Origin of the sequence: Amycolatopsis sp. cmx-11-51 (assembly GCF_047608665.1) — a bacterium.
Lineage (GTDB): Bacteria > Actinomycetota > Actinomycetes > Mycobacteriales > Pseudonocardiaceae > Amycolatopsis.
Window position 1 is genome coordinate 160,597 of record NZ_JADNQO010000003.1, and the last position, 19,937, is coordinate 180,533.

General features: G+C 68.8%; 18 protein-coding genes. 11 read left to right on the top strand and 7 right to left on the bottom strand.

What is annotated here, in order from left to right:
• Positions 1 to 106: 106 nt before the first annotated feature.
• From ACM6LU_RS14160 to ACM6LU_RS14175, 4 genes are all read left to right on the top strand, one after another.
• On the top strand, positions 107 to 3,424 hold the full coding sequence (locus ACM6LU_RS14160) for a DUF885 domain-containing protein (protein ID WP_414938117.1): 3,318 nt from the start codon (positions 107 to 109) through the stop codon (positions 3,422 to 3,424).
• A gap of 93 nt (positions 3,425 to 3,517) precedes the next feature.
• Entirely contained in the window at positions 3,518 to 4,558 is a 1,041-nt protein-coding gene (locus ACM6LU_RS14165; protein WP_414938118.1) for an LLM class F420-dependent oxidoreductase, read from the top strand.
• 207 nt (positions 4,559 to 4,765) lie between these two features.
• Entirely contained in the window at positions 4,766 to 5,722 is a 957-nt protein-coding gene (locus ACM6LU_RS14170; protein WP_414938119.1) for a Ppx/GppA phosphatase family protein, read from the top strand.
• Between the two features lie 39 nt (positions 5,723 to 5,761).
• Positions 5,762 to 5,941, top strand: coding sequence for a hypothetical protein (locus ACM6LU_RS14175; RefSeq protein WP_414938120.1), 180 nt, complete (start codon positions 5,762 to 5,764; stop codon positions 5,939 to 5,941).
• A gap of 239 nt (positions 5,942 to 6,180) precedes the next feature.
• On the opposite strand, the gene ACM6LU_RS14180 is transcribed toward ACM6LU_RS14175, so the two are convergent.
• From ACM6LU_RS14180 to ACM6LU_RS14195, 4 genes are all read right to left on the bottom strand, one after another.
• Positions 6,181 to 8,481 (bottom strand): glycoside hydrolase family 65 protein, encoded by a 2,301-nt coding sequence (locus ACM6LU_RS14180; RefSeq protein WP_414938570.1) that lies wholly within the window; start codon positions 8,479 to 8,481, stop codon positions 6,181 to 6,183.
• A gap of 56 nt (positions 8,482 to 8,537) precedes the next feature.
• Positions 8,538 to 9,272, bottom strand: coding sequence for an HAD family hydrolase (locus tag ACM6LU_RS14185; protein ID WP_414938121.1), 735 nt, complete (start codon positions 9,270 to 9,272; stop codon positions 8,538 to 8,540).
• A gap of 96 nt (positions 9,273 to 9,368) precedes the next feature.
• Positions 9,369 to 10,571 carry an ROK family protein gene (locus tag ACM6LU_RS14190; protein WP_414938122.1) on the bottom strand — a complete coding sequence of 401 codons (1,203 nt, stop codon included), beginning with the start codon at positions 10,569 to 10,571 and terminating at the stop codon, positions 9,369 to 9,371.
• A 208-nt stretch (positions 10,572 to 10,779) separates the two neighbouring features.
• Positions 10,780 to 11,508, bottom strand: coding sequence for a zf-HC2 domain-containing protein (locus tag ACM6LU_RS14195; RefSeq protein ID WP_414938123.1), 729 nt, complete (start codon positions 11,506 to 11,508; stop codon positions 10,780 to 10,782).
• A 58-nt stretch (positions 11,509 to 11,566) separates the two neighbouring features.
• Here ACM6LU_RS14195 and sigC point away from each other — a divergent pair, with 58 nt between their 5' ends.
• From sigC to ACM6LU_RS14220, 5 genes are all read left to right on the top strand, one after another.
• Positions 11,567 to 12,136, top strand: a complete 570-nt coding sequence (gene sigC, locus ACM6LU_RS14200; protein WP_414938124.1) for an RNA polymerase sigma factor SigC — start codon at positions 11,567 to 11,569, stop codon at positions 12,134 to 12,136.
• A 253-nt stretch (positions 12,137 to 12,389) separates the two neighbouring features.
• Positions 12,390 to 14,627 carry a molybdopterin cofactor-binding domain-containing protein gene (locus ACM6LU_RS14205; RefSeq protein ID WP_414938125.1) on the top strand — a complete coding sequence of 746 codons (2,238 nt, stop codon included), beginning with the start codon at positions 12,390 to 12,392 and terminating at the stop codon, positions 14,625 to 14,627.
• Positions 14,628 to 14,653: 26 nt separating this feature from the next.
• On the top strand, positions 14,654 to 15,109 hold the full coding sequence (locus tag ACM6LU_RS14210; protein ID WP_005155104.1) for a (2Fe-2S)-binding protein: 456 nt from the start codon (positions 14,654 to 14,656) through the stop codon (positions 15,107 to 15,109).
• A gap of 141 nt (positions 15,110 to 15,250) precedes the next feature.
• The gene (locus ACM6LU_RS14215) at positions 15,251 to 16,492 is read left to right on the top strand and encodes a PucR family transcriptional regulator (RefSeq protein ID WP_414938126.1); all 1,242 of its coding nucleotides are present in this window, start codon (positions 15,251 to 15,253) and stop codon (positions 16,490 to 16,492) included.
• Positions 16,493 to 16,501: 9 nt separating this feature from the next.
• Positions 16,502 to 17,314: an aldo/keto reductase gene (locus tag ACM6LU_RS14220; RefSeq protein ID WP_414938127.1), complete on the top strand. Its 813-nt coding sequence runs from the start codon at positions 16,502 to 16,504 to the stop codon at positions 17,312 to 17,314.
• Positions 17,315 to 17,366: 52 nt separating this feature from the next.
• Here the strand turns inward: ACM6LU_RS14220 and ACM6LU_RS14225 are convergent, their stop codons facing one another.
• A complete protein-coding gene (locus tag ACM6LU_RS14225; protein WP_414938128.1) occupies positions 17,367 to 18,125 on the bottom strand; it encodes a class I SAM-dependent methyltransferase in 759 nt (252 codons plus the stop codon).
• Positions 18,126 to 18,206: 81 nt separating this feature from the next.
• Here ACM6LU_RS14225 and ACM6LU_RS14230 point away from each other — a divergent pair, with 81 nt between their 5' ends.
• Entirely contained in the window at positions 18,207 to 18,425 is a 219-nt protein-coding gene (locus tag ACM6LU_RS14230) for a hypothetical protein (protein WP_414938129.1), read from the top strand.
• Here the strand turns inward: ACM6LU_RS14230 and mgrA are convergent.
• Positions 18,409 to 19,443 (bottom strand): L-glyceraldehyde 3-phosphate reductase, encoded by a 1,035-nt coding sequence (gene mgrA, locus ACM6LU_RS14235; protein ID WP_414938130.1) that lies wholly within the window; start codon positions 19,441 to 19,443, stop codon positions 18,409 to 18,411. The genes ACM6LU_RS14230 and mgrA overlap by 17 nt on opposite strands.
• Positions 19,440 to 19,775: a WYL domain-containing protein gene (locus tag ACM6LU_RS14240; RefSeq protein WP_414938131.1), complete on the bottom strand. Its 336-nt coding sequence runs from the start codon at positions 19,773 to 19,775 to the stop codon at positions 19,440 to 19,442. Before ACM6LU_RS14240 ends, mgrA begins: the two co-directional genes overlap by 4 nt.
• On the opposite strand from ACM6LU_RS14240, the gene ACM6LU_RS14245 reads away from it, so the two are divergent.
• Entirely contained in the window at positions 19,683 to 19,934 is a 252-nt protein-coding gene (locus ACM6LU_RS14245) for a hypothetical protein (protein ID WP_414938591.1), read from the top strand. The genes ACM6LU_RS14240 and ACM6LU_RS14245 overlap by 93 nt on opposite strands.
• Positions 19,935 to 19,937 lie beyond the last annotated feature (3 nt).

A 19,937-nucleotide genomic window follows, 5' to 3' on the forward strand; every position in this document is an offset into this window, starting at 1 on the left:
GGCACCGCGGGAGAGGCCGTCCGGGTGCCGCAAAACCCGGCTTCGGTAGGACGTGGTCTCCATTAGGGTCGGGGATACCGCCTCCACCGATCACTGGGGAAGAAACATGAGCGAAGTCTCCGCCCTCGCCGACGAGTTCGTCGAAGCCCTCTTCGACGCCGAGCCGGTCACGCCCGCTTTGCAGGGCTTTCGTCCGGAATCGTCCGGACTCACCGATCTCAGCGAGGCCGCGGGAGACGCCTTCCGCGCGAAACTGTCCGGTTTCGTGGAGCGGGCCGAGGCCATCGGCACCGACGGATTGAGCGCGGAGGAGAAGACCACCCGTGACGTCCTGATCGCGGTAGCTCGGGCGAAGATCGCGCTGCTGGACTCGCGGTTCGTCGAGTTCACCGTCAGCGACCTGTTCATCTCGCCCGCCGCCGAGGTGCTCACCGTGCTGCCGATGATGTCGGTCGGGACGGACGCGCAGGCGGAGGCGCATCTCGGGCGGATCGCCGCCATCCCCGAGTACCTGCGGCAGGCCGCCCAGCGCCATCGTGACGGTGTCGCCCGCGGCCTGGTCCCGGTCGCTTACCTGGTCGACGCCACCGTCGCGTACCTCGACCGGCATCTCGCCGACCCGTCGGCCGACCCGCTGCTGCGCCAGCCCGCGCCCGACGACGACTTCGAGACCCGCCGCGCCGCCCTGCTGAACGACGCCGTCCGGCCTGCGATCGCCGAGTACCGCGAGGTGCTCGCGAAGGAGATCGCGCCGCACGGCCGTCCCGAGGACAAGCCCGGCGTCTGCTGGCTGCCCGACGGCGAGCGCGTCTACGCCCTGCTCGCCGAGATGCACACCACGACCGTTCGCACCCCGCGTGAGCTGCACCAGACCGGGCTCGACGTGATCGCGAACCTCGCCGCCGAGTACCGCGAGTACGGCTCCCGCGTGTTCGGCATCACCGACCTCGCCGAGATCTTCGCCAAGCTCCGCACCGACCCGGCCCTGCGCTGGTCCAGCGCCGACGAAATGCTCGACTCCGCCCGCGCGGCCATCACCAGGGCCGAAGCCGAGGCGCCGAAGTGGTTCGGCCGGATCCCGCCGCAGCCGTGGAAGGTCGAGCCGGTCCCCGCCGAATCCGCGCCCGGTGCTCCCGCCGCGTACTACATGTGGCCCGCGGTCGACGGATCCCGGCCGGGGATCTACTTCGCCAACACCCACAAGGCGGAGGAGCGGTTCCGGCACGCGGCCGAGGCGACGGCGTTCCACGAGGCCATCCCCGGTCACCACTTCCAGCTGAGCCTCGCGCAGGGCCTCACCGAGCTCCCGCTTCTGCGCCGTGTCGGCGACTTCACCGCGTACGCCGAGGGCTGGGGTCTCTACACCGAGCGTCTCGCCGACGAAATGGGGCTGTACTCCGACGACGTCGCGAAACTCGGCATGCTGACCATGGACTCGATGCGCGCCGGACGCCTGGTCGTCGACACCGGCCTGCACGCGCTGGGCTGGAGCCGTGGCCAGGCCATCGACTTCCTCACCGAGAACACGCCGATGGCGGTGGTCGAGATCGAGTCCGAAGTGGACCGTTACATCGCCTTCCCCGGTCAGGCGCTGTCGTACATGGTGGGACGCCTGGAGATCCAGCGCATCCGCGAGGAAGCCGAGTCGACACTGGGCAGCCGGTTCGACATCAAGGCTTTCCATGACGTCGTGCTCTGCGGGGGATCGCTGCCGCTTTCGGTGCTGGACGGCGTCGTCCGCGACTGGGTCGCCGGCCACGGCGACACGCCGAACAGCCTCGCCGACGAGCTGATGTCACTCAAATTCGACGAATTCCCGCTGTGGCGGTCCCTGCTCGGGCTTCCCGGTGACCACGGCGCGATGCCGGACCCGAGCGCGTCGGCCGCGGCCGCCCAGCGCGCGTCGGCGGTCGCTATCGCCGAGCGGGCCGAAGCCCTTGCCGTCGAAGGACTTTCCCCGGCCGAGGCGGTCACCCGTGAGGTCGTGATCCAGCAGGCGAAGGCGATGATCGACGTGGTCGACTCCTGTTTCGCCGACATCTCGGTCAGCGACGGGCTGGCCTCGCCCGCGTTGTACATCCTCAACGACCTCGCGATGCTGACGCTGTCCGACGAGGAACGGGTCCGGGGTTACCTCGAACGACTGGAAGGACTCGGCTCCTATTTGGACGCGTTGATCGTGCGCCAGCGTGCGGCGGCGGCCGAAGGACTGGTGCCACCCGGCTTCCTCGTGGACGGCGGTGTCGCTTATGTGGAGCGGTATCTCGGTGACGAGGCGGGTGACCCGCTGGCGCTCACCGCGTCCGTTGCCGTGGAGGGCTACGAAGCCGAACGGGACCGGCTGCTCGCCGAGGTGGTCCGGCCCGCGTACCGGCGGTACCGCGACTTCCTCGACGGCGAACTGCGTCCCCTCGCGAAGGCCGAGGAGAAGCCCGGGCTGTGCGCGCTGCCGGGCGGGCAGGAGAAGTACGCCGCGCTGATCCGGGCGCATACCTCCACCGACCGCACCGCGCAGGACCTGCACGACACCGGGCTCGACATGATCGCGAAATTGGCCGACCAGTATCGCGAGCTGGGTGAGAAGGTCTTCGGCATCGAAGATCTCGGCGAGATCTTCGAACGGCTCCGCACCGACCCGGCCTTGCGCTGGCGAGACGGCGACGAACTGCTCGAAGCCGCGCGTGACGCCATCGCCCGCGCCGAAGTCGTCGCCCCGCAATGGTTCTCGACCATTCCCGAGGAGCGGTGCCAGGTCGAGCCGGTCCCGCCCGCGGAAGCGCCAGGCGGCACGCTCGCGTACTACCTGGAGGCCGCGCTCGACGGCTCCCGTCCGGGCACGTACTACGCGAACACCTACGAGGCCGAGCAGCGCCCGAAGCACACGAGTGAGGCGATCGCCTTCCACGAAGCCGTTCCGGGGCACCACTTCCAGATCTGCATCGCGCACCACCTCAAGGGGTTGCCGATGCTGCGGAGCCACGCCGACGTCAACGCCTATGTCGAAGGCTGGGGGCTCTACTCGGAGCGCCTCGCCGACGAGATGGGCTTGTATTCCAGCGATCTGACCAGGTTCGGCATGCTCACGCAGGACTCGATGCGGGCAGGCCGCCTGGTCGTCGACACCGGGATGCACGCGCTCGGCTGGAGCCGTCAGCAGGCGGTGGACTACCTGGTCGAGCACACGCCGATGGCGCGTGTGGAGATCGAGGCCGAGATCGACCGGTACGCCGCGTATCCGGCGCAGGCGCTGTCGTACATGGTGGGGCGGCTGGAGATCGAGCGGATCCGCGCCGAGGCCGAGGCCGCGCTCGGCGACCGGTTCGACATCAAGGACTTCCACGAGGTCGTGCTGAGCAACGGGATCCTGCCGCTGCGAGTGCTGGACGACGTCGTCAAGGAGTGGGTGTCCGCCCGAGCGCGGTGAGGAGTTCCGTCGCCGGTTCCTCGAGTTCGCGGCGGCCCCGCACCGGGCATACTATCGCTAAGCGAACGCTCAGTAACTTGTAAGGAGATGCGGATGAGGATCGGGACCGCGATCAACTACGCCGGCGGCTTCGCCGAGAGCGTGGCGGACATCGTCGAGCTGGAGAAGGCCGGGTTGGACATCGTCTTCGTCCCCGAGGCCTACTCGTTCGACGCGGTCAGCCAGCTCGGCTACGTCGCGGCGAAGACCGAGCGGGTCCAGATCGCCTCCGGCATCTTTCAGATCTACACGCGGACGCCGACGCTGACCGCGATGACCGCCGCCGGGCTCGACTTCGTCTCCGACGGCCGGTTCACCCTCGGCATCGGCGCGTCCGGTCCGCAGGTCATCGAGGGTTTCCACGGCGTGAAGTACGACGCGCCGCTGGGCAGGACCCGGGAGATCATCGACATCTGCCGTCAGGTGTGGCGGCGGGAGAAGGTCGTGCACTCCGGAACGCACTACACGATCCCGCTGCCGCCGGAGCAGGGCACGGGCCTCGGCAAGCCGCTGAAGCTGATCAATCACCCGGTGCGCGAGCGAATTCCGATCCTGCTGGCCTCGATCGGCCCGAAGAACGTCGCGCTCACCGCCGAACTCGCCGAGGGCTGGGAGCCGATCTTCTTCCATCCCGAGAAGGCCGCCGAGGTCTGGGGTGCGTCACTGGCCGAGGGCAAGGCGAAGCGCGACCCGTCGCTGGGCGAGCTGGACACCTTCGTGGGGACCGCGCTGGCGATCGGTGACGACGTCGACGAGCTGCTGGACCACCTGCGCGGCTACCTCGCGCTGTACATCGGCGGGATGGGCGCCCGCGGCAAGAACTTCTACAACAGTCTCGCGCAGCGCTACGGCTACGAGGCCGAAGCCAAGCTCATCCAGGACCTGTACCTGGACGGCAAGAAGGACGAGGCCGCCGCGGCGGTGCCGAAGGAGCTGATCAAGGCGATCTCGCTGATCGGACCCGCGGGCTACATCAAGGAGCGGCTGGCCGCGTTCCGCGAAGCCGGGGCCACCACACTGGTGGTCAACCCGCTGCTCCCGGGGCGCGAAGCCCGGGTCGCGCAGGTGTCGAAGTTGCGCGAACTGGTCGAGTAGTCCGTCCGAAGGTCACGGCACTCTGCGGCGTCGAACCTCTCACCTGTATCGTTACGGTATCCTCCACCTGCACCGATGTAGTCGAAAAGCGGCGTTTCGGTGGAAAGAGAACGTTAAGCACGCCTGAACGGCAAGAAAATCGGCCATTATCAGGAGTGAAACGGAAATCTCGGGGAATACGTTCGCGACGAAGGTGAGGTGCCTCGCGTGCGCAAGCAGATCGAGGAGCCGTCCGCCGCGGTCCTGGACGTCGGGTCGTTCAGTGCGCGGCTGGTCGTTCTGGCCAAGGGCGGTTCACCGCTCGATCCCGTGCTGAGCCACCAGACGCGCCTGCGGCTGGACCGGGAACTCGACGAAGCCGGGAACCTGAGCCGTCGCGGCATCGACGCGGTCTCCTGCGCGGTCGAGGCCGGAATGACGACAGCGGCCAAGCACGGCGTCGAGAATGTGTATCCGCTCGCGACCTCCTCGATCCGCGACGCGGCCAACGTGAAGGACGTCGTTTGTGCCGTCTCGAAGGCCACCGGCGTCACCCTGCGGTTTCTCACCGGCCGCCGTGAGGCGGAACTGGCCTACGTCGGCGCGCGCCGGTGGTACGGCGCTTCCGCCGGCGCGCTGCTGGTGCTCGACATCGGCGGCGGGACCGTCGAGCTCGCCGCGGGCAACGCCGAGGAAGCCGAGTTCGCGCACTCGTTGCCGCTCGGCGCCCGGTCGCTCACACGGAACTGGTTCGCCACCGAATGCCCGTCGCCCAAGGTCGTGTGGGCCATGCGGGACCACGTCCTCGACGAGGTCCGCGACGCGATGCAGGACGTGCTGCCGGAGATCCGCGATCACCGCGCCGTCGGCTGCTCCAAGGTGCTGCGGCAACTCGCCCGGCTCGCCGGCGACAGGCCGTCCCGCGCACGGGAGCTGCACCTCGAAGACCTCCGCGCGTGGATCCCGCGGCTGGCGAAACTGCCGGCGAAACGCCGCGCCGAACTGCCGGGCATCTCGCGGCAGCGTTCCCACCAGGCGCTCGCGGGCGCGATCGTCGCCGAGGCGCTGCTGACGCTTTCCGGCGGCCAGGTCGCCATCTGCCCGTGGTCCACCAGGGACGGACTGCTGCTCGGCCTGCTCGACGGGCTGGTCACGCTCGACGGCAAACCGGCGAAAGCCGCCTGAAAACTGGCGTATCCGGTCGAGAGCGGGTACCCCGGACACATGAGGGAAAGCAAGAAGAGCTTCGGACAGGACGACGACGAAGACCTCGGAGACCTCCGCAAGACCCAGCCGAAAACCGACGTGCCGAGCGCGCCCAACCGTGACATCGGCCCGCACGGCACCGAGGAGATCGACGACGTGCCGGGCAGCGGCGAAGTGCCGATCGAACCCCCGGACTGAGGTGACCGGACACCCGCCGCTTGATCGAGCCGGTCGCGTGCGGCGAGCCCTTTGTCCTGTGTGAGGGCTGAAGGAGACTTTCCTCGCATGGCATGAGGGGAAGGCGTCCTTCGGGTGGTGAGACTGTGTCGGTCACTTCCTCCGCAACAGGACGAGAAAGCTTTATGAACGGGACTTTCATGGCAAATTTGCCATGAAAGTCCCGTTCATCACACGCTCGGGTCCGATGGGAGGCCCGGTCACGCGCCCTTCGGTCGCCGCCGCACCGGAGCCCGGCCCTGAGGCTGCACCGGCGCCGGACCCGGGTCGAGCGCCGGGATCGGCAGCCGCACCGGCTCCGAACTCACGGTGAACGTCTCCCCGTGGTGCGCCAGCTCGAGCGGCTCCCCGGTGATCACGTGATACGTCGCACCCTCGCCGTCGATCTCGACCTGGAACCGGGTGCCGCGGAAGGTCAGCCGGAACGCGATGCGCTGCAACTGCGGAGGCAGTCGCGGCGCGAAGGTCAGCCGGCCGCCGTAGTCGCGCAGTCCGCCGAACCCGGCGACGGTGCCTTGCCACGCGCCTGCCAGCGAAGCCATGTGCAGGCCGTTGCGGACGTTGTTGTGTACGTCGTGCAGGTCGGTCAGCGCGGCCTCGGCGAGATAGTCGTAGGCCAGTTCGAGATGCCCGACCTCGGCCGCCACCACGGCCTGCGTTCCCGCCGACAGGGAGGAGTCCCGCACCGTCCGCGCCTCGTAGTAGGCGAAGTCGCGCGCCTTTTCCTCCGGGGTGAAGGAATCCCCGCACAGGTGCAGCGCGAGCACCAGATCCGCCTGCTTGACCACCTGCTTGCGGTACAGGTCGAAGTAGGGGAAGTGCAGCAGCAGCGGGTAGAAATCAGGTTCCGTGGCCTCGAAATCCCATTCGTCGTGCTCCAGGAACCCTTCGGACTGCGGGTGGACGCCGAGGTCTTCGTCGTAGGGCACCAGCATCGCGTCGGCCGCCTCGCGCCAAGACTCGACCTCGTCCGCGCCGACGTCGAAAGCGGTCGCGACATCCTCGTGCTGTCCGCAGATTTCGGCGGCGTAGAACAGGTTCCGGCGTGCCATCAGGTTCGTGTAGACGTTGTTGTCCGCCACCGCGGAGTACTCGTCCGGCCCGGTGACACCGTCGATCCGGAACCGGCCATGGCGATCGAAATGGCCAAGCGACAACCACATCCGCGCGGTTTCGAGGAGCAATTCCGCGCCGCAGGTCCGCATGAACTCGCTGTCGCCGGTGGCGTTGAGGTAGCGCACGACGGCGTCCGAGATGTCCGCGCTGACGTGGAACGCCGCCGTGCCCGCCGGCCAGTACGCTGAGCATTCCGCGCCGTTGATGGATCGCCAGGGGAACGCCGCACCGCGTAAACCCAGCTGTGTCGCCCTTTCCCTTGCTTTGTCCAAAGTGGAGTGACGCCAGCGCAGGGCGTCGCGGGCGGCGTCCGGTATACTGTAGGTGAGTGCGGGCAGGACGAAGGTCTCCGTGTCCCAGAACGCGTGCCCGTCGTAGCCGGGACCGGTCAAGCCCTTGCCCGCCAAGGCCCTCGTCTCGCCGCGGGCCCCGGCCTGCAGGAGATGGAAGAGCGCGAACCGCACCGCCTGCTGAAGTTCCGGATCGCCGTCGATCTCGATGTCCGACGTCTCCCAGAAGTCGTCGAGGAACTCCTTCTGCTCGGCGAGCAGTCCTTTCCAGCCGGTCTGCCGCGCCCCGGCCAGGGCGGCGTCGACCTGCGCGCGCACGGCGGGTACCGAACGTTTCGCGGACCAGCCGTAGGCGAGGAACTTGGTGATCCGCAGGCGTCCGCCCTTCGGCACGTCGACGGCGATGGTGAGCCGTGCCATGTCGTCTTCGGCCTGGATCTGCGTGCGGACGCCGTCGGTGACGTCGATCTTGTGGTCCATCGCCGCGGCCATCCGCAGCCCGGATTTGCGGGTCTGGTGCACCAGCACGGCGTGATAGGCCTCGGAATGGTGGAACTCCGAGACCAGTGGCGACTCCAGCGCCGCCGCGACCCGCGGGTCACGCGTGTCGGACTCGATCGGCTCGTTGGCCAGCAGATCCGACTGCACCACCAGCTGGAGTTCGTCGTCGAGCGGTTCGACCTCGTACCGGATCGCGGCGACGGCCCGCTGGGTGAAGGAGACCAGGCGTTCGGTCTTCACCCGGACCCGGCGCCCGGTCGGCGAGGACCACACGGTGCTGCGCGCGAGCGTGCCCTTCCGGAAGTCGAGGACGCGGTCGTGGTCGGTCGCCTGGCCGTACCGCATGTCGAGCGGCTCGTCCTCGACCAGCAGCCGGATGATCTTGCCGTCGGTCACGTTGACGACGGTCTGTCCCTCCTCCGGGTAGCCGTAACCGGTTTCCGCGTACGGAAGGTCGTGCTGCTCGTAGAAACCGTTCAGGTAGGTGCCAGGCAGGCCGCGGGGCTCGGCTTCCTCCAGCGTGCCGCGCAGGCCGATGTGCCCGTTGGACAACGCGAACGCCGATTCGGTGCGCTGCAGGGCGTCGACGTCCATGCCGCGCCACCGCAGCTCCCAGGGTGCGACCTCGTAGCCGTGGAAAAGCGAGTCGGTCACTTGCGGTCCTCCAGGAGTTCGGCGAGATCGTCCACCACGACGTTCGCGCCGTGTTCGAGCAGTTCGCCCGCCTGGTGCGCGCGGTTCACCCCGACCACGTAACCGAATCCGCCGTCTTTCCCGGCCTGGACGCCCGCGAGCGCGTCCTCGAAGACGGCGGCGTTCTCCGGTGCGACACCGAATGCCTCGGCGCCGGCGAGGAACGAGTCGGGAGCGGGTTTGCCGCGCAGGCCCTTTTCGGCGAGCACGATCCCGTCGATCCGCGTTTCGACGAACTTGGTCAGGTCGGCGGCGTCGAGCACCTTCGCGCCATTGGCCGACGAGGTGACGACGCCGATGCGTAGTCCGGCCGCCTTCGCCGCCTCCAGATACCGCACGGAACCCGGGTACGGGGTGACGCCCTCCTCGTCGATGATCTTCAGGACGAGCTGGTTCTTGCGGTTCCCGACGCCGTTGACGGTGGCGGCGTCGATGGCGTCGTCCGGCTTTCCCTCTGGCAGTTCGATCCCGCGCGAGGTGAGGAAGGTGCGGACGCCGTCCGCCCTCGGCCTTCCGTCGACGTAGGCCGCGTAGTCGGCGTCGGTGAAGGGGGAGAACGCGTCACTGTCGCGGGTGCGCAGGAAGTCGTCGAACGTGCGTTTCCATGCTGCGCGGTGCTGGGCCGCGGTTCCGGTCAGCACGCCGTCGAGGTCGAAGAGGCAGGCCGTGATGGTGTGGGGCAGACCGATCATGCCTCCGCACGCTACCCGTGCCCGCCGGTGCTCGCTCAGCTTCCGGGATGTTTCGCGAGAGCGCTCCGCCGTCGATTACCGCTGAGGTAATGCGGTTCAGGCCGCGCCGACCTTCCGTTCGAAGACCAGGCCCTCGGCCGCCCGCAGGCCGACGCTGATCGCGCCGGTCAGCACGCCGTCGTCGCCCAATTCGCCCTGTACGACCGACGGGACGAGGGGGGTGAACGAGCGCAGCGCGCGGTCGATCGGGTCGAGCAGCAGATCGGCCGCGGTGCCGATGCCGCCGCCGAGCACGATCAGTTCGGGGTCGATCACCGCGGCCACCGAGGCCACGGTGTAGGCGAGCCTGTCCGCCTCCTCCTCGACGGCGCGCAGGGCGAGTTCGTCGCCGTCGCGGGCGAGGCGGAAGACCTCGCGCGCCGATTTCGCCGTGCCGAGGCCGAGTTCGCGTGCGCCGCGGACCACGGACTGCGCCGCTGTGGCCTCTTCGAGGTGGCCGCGGACCGGCGGCGCGTCTTCGCCGTCGTTCGCCGCGTGCGATTGGCCGTAGGGCAGGTAGCCGATTTCGCCCGCCGCGCCCGTCGCGCCGCGGAAGACCTCGCCGTTGACCATCACGCCCATGCCGACGCCGGTGCCGATGGTGATGCAGCCGAACACGGACGCGCCACGCGCGGCACCGCGTTCCCATTCGCCGACGGCGGTGAGATTCGCGTCGTTCTCGACCATGAGATCCGGGCCGAGAACGCCTTCGAGTTCGTCGAGCAGACCGGCCTTGCCCCAGCCGGGCAGGTTCGGCGCGTGCCGGAAGCAGCGCTTGGCCGGGTCCGCGACGCCCGGCGAACCGAGGACTCGCACGACGATGTCGGCCTGGCTCAGTCCCGCTTCGCGCACCGTCGCCGTCGCGAGGGCGCCGACGGCGCTGACGAGCGCGGTGCCCGAACGCGAGGTGTTCCGCTCGTCACGGCGGGCGACCACGGTGTGGCCGAGATCCGAGACGGCGACACGGAGATGCTCGCGTCCGATGTCGACACCGAGGACGTACCCGGCCGTGGGATCCGCTTCGTAGAGGACGGCGGACCGGCCGGTGCCGGTCGAGGTGTGCCCGGTCGCCCTGGCGAGACCGGCCGCTTCGAGGGCCAGTAACGCTTGGCTCACCGTGGGTTTCGAAAGGCCGGTGTCCTTGGCGACTTGCGGCCGCGTGGCGGGGCCGCTGCGGCGCAGGAGGTCCAGCACGGCGCGCTGATTGATCTTCCGCATCCCGGCGGGGGTGCCGACGGGCGGACTTTCTGCGCCAACCACGAGCTTCGCCTCCTGTCGAACCAAGGTGTTCCCACCAAAGTTATCCGGGTCCGGCCCGAAAAGGGCAAGAAGGTTTACATTCGGTGGTTCTTGGCGACGATAAACGTGTCCGGGCCGCGAACCGCGCACGCCGCGCGCGAAATCCGGTGATTCACCCGGTATCCGGATGGGTGCTCCCAGTGACGGGCAATGGTCTAGACCAATCGGGTCAAGCGACATGGCGGCTCGCCGGACGCCGGAATCCCCTGTGCTGGCGGGATCGTTCGGGGGTCTCACCGGTTTCGTAGTCCGATTCCGTGGAGTAGGAATCCGGCGTGTCGGCCGCCGTCGCCGGGCTGGGACGGTTGCGGAGGCGATGCTGGCGGTTCACCACGAACAGCAGCACCAGGCCGAGGACGACCAGTCCGTGGGTGAGCACGCGCCCGGCGGTGACCTGTCCCGTGACGAGGTCGCCCGCCGACAACGCCAGCAGTAGCGCGACGAAGCCGGTCAACGCCGGCAGTTGCCCGGACGCCGCCTTCGTGCGGGCGGCCGCCCAGCCGAGTCCGACACCGACGGCGAGGTTCCACGCGCTGCTCTCGTGCGAAAGGTGCCCGACCAGGGACTCCGTGTCGTGTCCGGCGGCGTGGCCGTCGACACCCAGCAGTTGGGCGAAAGCGAGGGCGAGCTGCGCGACGGCGACCAGGGCGAGCGCGATCCTGGCGGGCCAGCCCTCGCTCGGCGGGGCGGGGGTGCGCTCCAGGATGACCGCGGTGAGGTCCGGGACCGGGGGAGCGGGCCGGAGCAGCATCGTCCGGTGCAGCCGCTCGGCGCGGGCGAGCCACGACCGGCAGGCGGCGCAGCCGGCCACGTGCCGGTCGGCCACCTCGGGCGGGGCGGGTTCGGTTTCGCCGTCGAGCCGGGCCGACAGGGCCTCGCGGCAGGTCTCGCACTTCACGTCTCACTTGTCGGGCGCGGGCCTGCCCCGGTTCCCAAGACGCTGCTACGTTTCCCGTATGGCCGGGCCGCGCAACCACGACGACGAGCGGGTGACCGCGCTCGCACTCGACGCGGCGCGTGGTGACCGGCGGGCGCTCGAGGACTGGGTGCGGGCCACCCAGGCCGACGTCTGGCGCTTCGTCGCGCACCTCGCCGACGTCAGTGCCGCCGACGATCTCACCCAGGAGACGTACCTGCGCGCGTTCGGCAGCCTGCGCCGGTTCGCCGGCCGGTCCTCCTCGCGGACCTGGCTCCTGTCGATCGCCCGGCGCGTGGTCGTCGACCGCATCCGGGCGGCGTCCGCGCGTCCGAAGCTCGCCGACGTCGACTGGGAAGCCACCGCCGAGCGTCGCGGCGCTCGTCAAGCGGAGGGTGTCGCGGGGTTCGAGGACCTGGTGGAGCTGCGGATGCTGCTCGACGGGCTCGACCCGGAACGACGCGAGGTCCTCGTCCTCACCCAGGTGCTGGGGCTTTCGTACGCCGAGGCCGCCGAGATCTGCGGCTGTCCGGTCGGCACCGTCCGCTCCCGTATCGCGCGTGCCCGCGAAGACCTGCTCGAAGCGGGCCGGGAGCGCGACTCCATCTGACCTCCCCGCCGCAATTAGTCCTCTAGTTGCGGTCCTTAGCGCGTGCAACTACCGCAACTAGAGGACTAATTGCGGGGGTGCGCTGTGGCGCGGCACACATTTGGGGGCGTTCGCTGTCACCTCGTCACACAGATGGGCTGACCCGACTACTCCGCGTTGACTAGGCCGAATGCCGCTGCCTAGCGTGTCGCCATCCACCCCAGGCCGCGCGAGGTCCCCACCTTCTCCGCGCGCTCTCGAAGGGATCTTCCCGATGGCCAGTCCCACCACAACCGAGGGCCAGGACCCCGGTGGCCTCGGCCGTCGCCGGTTTCTGACCTTCCTCGTCGCGGCGCCCACTCTCACGATCGCCACGAAGATCGGTATCGACGCCGTCGCGCCCGAAGAGGCCGAAGCCGTCATCCCGACCCTGCCCGGCCCGGCCGAGATCCTCGACCTCGGCGACGTCCTGATCCTTTCGAACGCCCCCACCGCCGGCCTGCTCGTACTCGAAGTCCGCGAAGACGGCCGCGTGCGGCTGGAACTGCCTCGGTCCGAGGTCGGCCAGGGCATCACCACGGCGAACGCGATGCTGGTCGCCGAAGAGATGGACCTTCCGCTCGACCGTGTCGACGTCGTGCTTTCCGACGCCCGTCCGGAACTGCTGTTCAACCAGCTGACCGGCGGCTCCAACACGATGCGCTCGTTGTACACCCCCGTGCGGACAGCGGCCGCCACCGCCCGCGCCCGGCTGGTCACGACCGCCGCGCGACAGTGGGGTGCCAATGCCGATCGACTGTCCACAAGGGACGGTTCGGTGATCGCGCCGGACGGCCGCCGCCTCGGCTACGGCGCGCTGTCCCAACCCGCCGCCCGCGCCGATCTGGGAAAGCTCGTGGCGACCCCGAAGGCCGAGTCCACACACAAACTGGTCGGCACGCCGCAGTCGCGCAAGGACGCCCGCGCGATGGTCACCGGACAGCTGAAGTACACGCTCGACCTGGACATCCCGGACGCGAAACCGGTCATGGTCCGCCGTCCGCCCTCGATCAACGGCACGGTCAAGAAGGTCGACAACGAGGCCGCCGTCCGCGCGATGCCCGGCATCCTCGACATCGCCGTCATCAAGACCGGTGTCGCGGTGATGGCGGAGACCTTCGGCCAGGCGCTCGACGGTAAGAACGCGCTCGAGGTCACCTGGAACGGCGGCACCGTCGACGGCGAGAACAACGCGACGATCAAGAAGAAGCTGCGGGCCGCGGCACTGCCGTTCGTCGTGCCGCCGCTGCTGACGCAGTACGTCGACGGTGAATTCGACTTCGCCTTCGCGAGCCACGCGCCGCTGGAGACCAACTCGGCGGTCGCCGACGTCCGTGAGGACAGCGCGACCATCTGGTCCGGCATGAAGGTCCCGATCCTCGCGAAGCAGAACATCGCGCAGGAACTCGGGTTGCCGGTGAACAAGGTCACCGTGCACGTCCAGCAGGCCGGCGGTTCGTTCGGCCGAAGGCTGTTCTCCGACGGCGCGATCGAAGCCGCGCGGATCTCGAAGGCGATGAAGCGGCCGGTGCGGTTGATGTGGAGCCGCATCGACGACATGCGCCACGGCCGCGCCCGCGCCGCGAGCCACCACAAGATCCGCGCCACCTTCGCGCTCGGCCAGGTGCTCACCTTCGAACACCGCGTCGCCAGTGTGGAGACCGACTGGGGTCACGGGCTCGGCGAGGTTCTCACCGCCTTCGCCGCCCAGCTGCCGGTCGCCGGGAACCTGAGCTTCGCGCAGACGGTGTTCCTGCTGACGGTGAAGTCGCCGTACAACTTCGGCGTCACCACACAGCTGCTCAACGAGGTCCCGCATGCCTTCCACACCGGCGCCTGGCGGTCGGTGTACTCGGCGAGCACCCGCGGCGCGGAAGAGATCATGGTCGACGAGATCGCCGCGAAGCTCGGCAAGGACCCCGTCGCGTTCCGGCGGGAGTTCATCAAGAACGAGCGGCAGCGCGCCGTGCTGGACAAGGTCGCCGAACTCGGCGAGTGGGGCAAGAAGATGCCCGAGGGCTTCGCGCAGGGTGTCGCCGTGCACGGCGAGTACAAGTCGTACACCGCTTGCCTCGTCGAACTCGACGGCCGCGACCCGAAGAACCCGCGCGTCACCAAGGCGACGATCGCGGTCGACGTCGGCAAGCCGATCAACCCGCGCGGGATCGAGGCACAGATGCTCGGCGGCCTGACCGACGGCATCTCCACGACGCTGACCGCCGGCCTGCACATCGACAAGGGCCTGCCGCTGGAGGGCAGCTACTCGCAATTCCACTACGCGCGGCAGAAGAACTCGCCGACGGACGTCGAGGTGTTCGTCATGCCCGAGACGGGTGAGATCGGTGGCGCGGGCGAACTGGGCGTGCCCGCTCCGGTCGGCGCGATCGGAAACGCCTACGCGCGGGCCACCGGCATCAAACCGCGCAGCTTCCCGATCAACTTCCCGGTCGACTTCGAGCCGTTCCCCCGCTGAATTTCTCGCCCTGCCAAGGAGTTGCGATGCCCAACTACACCTTCACGGTGAACGGGAAGACCGTCACCGTCGACGCGCCCGCGGATCTGCCCATGCTGTGGGCCCTGCGGGACAAGCTCGGTGTCCGCGGCCCGAAGTACGGCTGCGGGATCAACGTCTGCAAGGCCTGCACCAGTCACCTCGACGGCGAGGCGTTCAACCCGTGCGTGACGCCGGTGTCCGATTGCTCGGGCAAGGACGTCACCACGATCGAAGGCCTCGCCGACGGCGAAGACCTGCATCCGGTGCAGGAGGCCTGGCTGGAGCAGGACGTCGCGCAGTGCGGCTACTGTCAGCCGGGGCAGATCATGGCCGCGGTGGCGCTGCTGAAGAAGACGAAGAACCCGACGGACGCCGAGATCGACGCGATCCAGAACGTCTGCCGGTGCGGCACCTACTTCCGGATCCGCGAGGCTATCAAGAGCGCGGCAGCGAAGATGTGAGAATTCCGCCGGTGCGGTGAAAATCCCCATTTTTCGCCGTACCGGCGGCGCCTTTTGGTTTCGACCGGCCACTTTCGAAGATGTCGTGTTAGATGACGTTCCCAGGGGCTCGACGCGCAGTCCTTGCCTCGGAGGGCGTCCATGCACTATCGAACTGTGCTCCGCGAAGGTTCGGCGGCCGTGGTCGCCGAACTCGCCGTCGAGGTCGAACGGCAGCTGCCCGGATTGATCGAGACCACGGTCGAACAGATCCGCGCCGAGATGCCGGTGTACCACGACGCGCGGTTCGTGTCCCTCGCCGAACTGCGGACCTCGGTGCGGAACAATCTCGAGTACGTCATGCGGACCCTGCGCGGCACGGAGGAACCCGACCTCGCGCAGGCACGGGCGACCGGGCGCGCACGGGCCCTGCAGGGCGCGCCGCTGCCGGAACTCCTGCGGGCGTACCGGATCGGGCTCACCGAGGTGTGGAACCGGTTCGTCGAACTGACCGCTTCGGGCGAGCACCATGACCTCCGCGGCCTCGTCGCCGCGACGTCGGCGATCTGGGCGCTGATCGACGACTACGCCGAGGCCTTGACGACGACCTACCGCGACACCACCGCCGAAGTCATGCTGGCGCACCAAAGCCGACGCTCCGCGTTGGTCGAGGCGCTCTTCGCCGGTGGCGCCGCGACCGAGGGCACGCTGTGGGACATCGCGCGTGTGCTGGAACTCTCACTCGACGGGACCTATGTGGTCGTCGCGGCGGAGACCCCGCGCGTCGGGCACGAACCTCTGCCACAGATAGAAAGCCGGCTTCGCGACCGGCATCACGCGTCCGCGTGGCGGCTCACTCCGGACCTCCAGGTCGGCGTCGTGTCGATGCGGGATCCGTTGGCGTCGCAGGTGATCATCGAGCTGCTGCGGGAGAACTCGATCGGCCGCATCGGCGTCAGCCCGGTGTTCACCGGTCTCGGGAACACCTCCCGCGCGCTGCACCTGGCGCGGGTCGCGCTCTCGAGCATGACGGCGGGGACGACGGGAATGGTGCAGTTCAACGAATCCCCGCTCGCCGGTCTCGTCGCCAGCGCGCCCGAGGCGTCGGTCCAGCTCGCGCACCACGTGCTGCGGCCGATCCTGGACCTGCCCGGCGACGACCGGAACGTGCTGCTGCTGACGCTGCGGGCGTGGTTCGAATGCCAGGGTTCCACGAAACTGACGTCGGAACGGATGTTCTGCCACCCCAACACGATCCGGCACCGCCTGAAGCGGATCACCGAGGAACTCGGCCGTTCGCTGACCGACCCGGCCGACATCGCCGAACTCGGCGCCGCCCTGCGCGCGCTCCACATGTTCCCGGACACCTCACATCTGCCTTCGCCGCGGGATCCGCTGCGCTAGGTTTCCCCCATGAACACGTTCGCCATCGGCGGAGACCTGCCCGTACACCGTCTCGGCTTCGGCGCGATGCGGCTGCCGACCGAGCCCGGACCCGGGCGCGAGGCGTCCATCGCCTTGGTGCGAAGGGCCGTCGAAATCGGCATCACGCTGATCGACACCGCGCACCTGTACGGCGGAGGAGCCAACGAGGAGCTGCTCGCCGAAGCGCTGTACCCGTACCCGGACGACCTCGTGGTCACCACCAAGGTCGGCGTCGTGCGGACCGGGGACGACTGGAAGTACGACGCCCGGCCGGAATCGCTGCGGGTGCAGGTCGACGAGGGGCTGCGCCGTCTCCGGGTCGGACGGATCGAATTGCTTCAGTTGCACCGCCTCGATCCGGAGACCCCACTGGCCGATCAGCTCGGCGCGCTGCGGGAGCTGCGTGACGAGGGCAAAATCGGCCGGGTCGGGTTGTCCGAGGTCACCGTGGACGAACTCACCCGTGCCCGCGAGATCGTCGAAATCGCCAGCGTGCAGAACCGCTACAGCCTCGTGGACCGGGAGTACGAAGCGGTACTGAACGCGTGTGAGGCGGCCGGGGTCGCTTTCCTGCCTTGGCGTCCGGTGCTGGGCGCCGCGTCGAACGCCACCGCCGAGATCGCCTCCGTCGCGCAAGAACTCGGGGTGACGACGGCGCAGGTCGGGCTCGCGTGGCTGCTCGCGCGGTCACCGGTGATCCTGCCGATCCCGGGGACAGCGAAGATCGCGCACCTGGAAGAGAACTTCGCCGCCGCGAAGGTCGAGTTGACGGCTGAGCACCTGGAGCGCTTGGGCTCGTGAGTGATAAGGACGGGTCAGGGTTTAGGTACCTACCGCGGTGCGCGGCCGCCGATCACTCGAAGGTGTGGCCAGGCTTGACGGCCTCGACGAGCACCCGCCGCGAGTGCGCGACGAACTTCCCGTCGGTCTCGATCATCCGATGGAGTTCCGCGAGCTTGTCGCGATGGCCGTTCACGGTGAAGCCCGGGACGATCCAGATCACCTTCCGCAGGAAGTGCACCACCGCGGCGAGATCGAAGAACTCCATCCGTAGTTTCGCCGGTTCCAGCCGCTCCACGCGGAGTCCGACGGCTTCCGCCTCGGTGCGCAGCACCTCGGGGGTCCAGCCGCCGTAGTCCTGCGGGCCGAGGAAGAACTCCTTCAGTTCCCGGACGGTCCCGGCAACGATCTGTTGCGACAGGAAAATTCCGCCGGGCCGCAGGACGCGTGCGATCTCCCGCCACGGGTTGTCGATCGGATGGCGACTGCTCACCACGTCGAAGGACTCGTCGGGGAAGGGCAGAGGCGCGTCGTATTCCGCTTCGACCACATCGCCGCCGAGCGGCGCGAGGGTTTTCCGGGCGACCGCGACGTTCGGCGGCCAGCCTTCCGTCGCGGCGAGGACCGGCGGCGGTTTCGGGATGCCCGCGAGCACCTCGCCGCCGCCGGTCTGCAGGTCCAGCCCGGCCCCCGCCGTCGCCATCCGCTGGCCGAGCAGCCGCGAGTAACCCCATGGCGGCCGTTCCTCCGTGGCCCGGCCTTCGAACCACGAGAAGTCCCAGCCTTCGACCGGGACGGCCTCTCCTTCGGCGAGTAGATCATCGAACGTCATGTCCGCAGTCTCGGTCCCTCCGCCCGCTGGGGCAACGCGTTTTCGGGACCTGTCCCCGAACGTGGCGGTCACACTGGGCGGATGAACCGAGACACCGAACCCGAGCTCGTGTGGACACCGGCGAGTGTGCTCGGCTGGGTGGTCGGTACGGCGCTCATCCTGATCGTCGGCACCTTGATCCTCGGTGTCATCCTCGGGATGTTTTTCGAGAACCCGACACTCTCCTACGTGTTCGGATTCATCCTTTCCGCGCTCTACGCCGGCGTTCTCGTCGCGCGAGCGATCAAGCTCCGTCGGTAGACCGCTTCCACAGGTTGATGTCGGCCTCGGTGGCGTAGCGGTCGATCTCGGCCAGCTCTTCGTTGGTGAAGTGCAGGTTCTTCAGCGCGCCGACGTTGTCCTCCAGCTGGGCGACGCTGCTCGCGCCGATCAGCACCGACGTCATCCGCGGGTCGCGCAGACCCCACGCCAGCGCGAGCTGGGCCAGCGTCTGCCCGCGACGCCGCGCGATCTCGTTCAGTGCCCGGATCTTGCCGAGGGTGCTCTCGGTGATGGTGTCCGGGTTCAGGGACTTTCCTTGCGCGGCACGGGAGTTCTCCGGGATGCCGTCGAGGTAGCGGCTCGTCAGCATGCCCTGCGCCAGCGGCGAGAACGCGATGCAGCCCGCGCCTTCGGTTTCGAGGGTGTCGAGCAGCTTGTCGCCTTCGAGCCAGCGGTTGAACATCGAGTACGACGGCTGGTGGATCAGCAGCGGCGTGCCCAGTTCCCGCAGGAGCCGCGCGGCTTCGGCGGTCTTCTCCGACGAGTACGACGAAATACCGACGTACAGCGCGCGCCCGGAGCGGACGGCGGTGTCGAGCGCGCCGACGGTCTCCTCGAGCGGCGTGTCGGGATCGAAGCGGTGCGAGTAGAAGATGTCGACGTGGTCCAGGCCCATCCGGCCGAGCGACTGGTCCAAAGAGGACAGCAGGTATTTGCGCGAGCCCCACTCACCGTAAGGGCCCGGCCACATGTCGTAGCCCGCCTTGGTCGAGATGACCAGTTCGTCGCGGTACGGCTTGAAGTCCGAGGCCAGCAGCCTGCCGAAGTTCTCCTCCGCCGAGCCGTAGGGCGGGCCGTAGTTGTTGGCGAGGTCGAAATGGGTGATACCCAGGTCGAACGCCCGCCGCGCGATGTCCCGCTGCGTGCCCAGCGGCTTGTCGTGCCCGAAGTTGTGCCACAGGCCCAGCGAGATCGCGGGCAGCTTCAGCCCGCTGCGCCCGGTGCGGCGGTAGGGGATGCTCTCGTATCGGCCCTCGGCCGCGACATAGGTGCTCACGGGCCCGATGCTAGCCGCCGGAAGCCCGGGAGAAGAGGGTGGCGACGGCGCCGAGGTGATTTTTGAACGCCGAAGGCCGCTCGACCTCGAAGGGTGCGCCGATGGCGGCGAGGATCAGCACGGGCCAATCGAAGGTGTCGACGTTCATCGTCAGGCGGCGGGTTCGGCCTGGCCTTGATCTGGGCCTCGACGAAGTCCCACGCCACCAGGTACCACCGTCGGCCGGGTGAGCCGAGCCGATGCGGTTCGACCAGCCGTCCGGACTCCTCGCCGCCGCGGGCCGCGTAGTCGAACTTCAGCCGCTCGTCGTCCAGGCTGGCCTGCGCGATCACCGTCAGGCCGGCCGCGATGACCTGGGGACCCGACTCGACGCCGGGACCGCCGACGCGGCCCAGCGGACGTTCTGGGTGGTCGCGGTGATGGTGATGCTCACCTTCGCGGTCGGGTTCCTGCTGCTTAAGCAGATCCGCGACGTAGAGTCGGCCGGGTAAGCG

Coding starts and splice junctions, on each gene's coding strand:
- ACM6LU_RS14160 (WP_414938117.1), top strand. CDS start 107: ATGAGCGAAGTCTCCGCCCTCGCCGACGAGTTCGTCGAAGCCCTCTTC.
- ACM6LU_RS14165 (WP_414938118.1), top strand. CDS start 3,518: ATGAGGATCGGGACCGCGATCAACTACGCCGGCGGCTTCGCCGAGAGC.
- ACM6LU_RS14175 (WP_414938120.1), top strand. CDS start 5,762: ATGAGGGAAAGCAAGAAGAGCTTCGGACAGGACGACGACGAAGACCTC.
- ACM6LU_RS14180 (WP_414938570.1), bottom strand. CDS start 8,481: ATGGACGTCGACGCCCTGCAGCGCACCGAATCGGCGTTCGCGTTGTCC.
- ACM6LU_RS14185 (WP_414938121.1), bottom strand. CDS start 9,272: ATGATCGGTCTGCCCCACACCATCACGGCCTGCCTCTTCGACCTCGAC.
- sigC (WP_414938124.1), top strand. CDS start 11,567: ATGGCCGGGCCGCGCAACCACGACGACGAGCGGGTGACCGCGCTCGCA.
- ACM6LU_RS14205 (WP_414938125.1), top strand. CDS start 12,390: ATGGCCAGTCCCACCACAACCGAGGGCCAGGACCCCGGTGGCCTCGGC.
- ACM6LU_RS14210 (WP_005155104.1), top strand. CDS start 14,654: ATGCCCAACTACACCTTCACGGTGAACGGGAAGACCGTCACCGTCGAC.
- ACM6LU_RS14215 (WP_414938126.1), top strand. CDS start 15,251: ATGCACTATCGAACTGTGCTCCGCGAAGGTTCGGCGGCCGTGGTCGCC.
- ACM6LU_RS14220 (WP_414938127.1), top strand. CDS start 16,502: ATGAACACGTTCGCCATCGGCGGAGACCTGCCCGTACACCGTCTCGGC.
- ACM6LU_RS14225 (WP_414938128.1), bottom strand. CDS start 18,125: ATGACGTTCGATGATCTACTCGCCGAAGGAGAGGCCGTCCCGGTCGAA.
- ACM6LU_RS14230 (WP_414938129.1), top strand. CDS start 18,207: ATGAACCGAGACACCGAACCCGAGCTCGTGTGGACACCGGCGAGTGTG.
- ACM6LU_RS14245 (WP_414938591.1), top strand. CDS start 19,683: ATGCGGTTCGACCAGCCGTCCGGACTCCTCGCCGCCGCGGGCCGCGTA.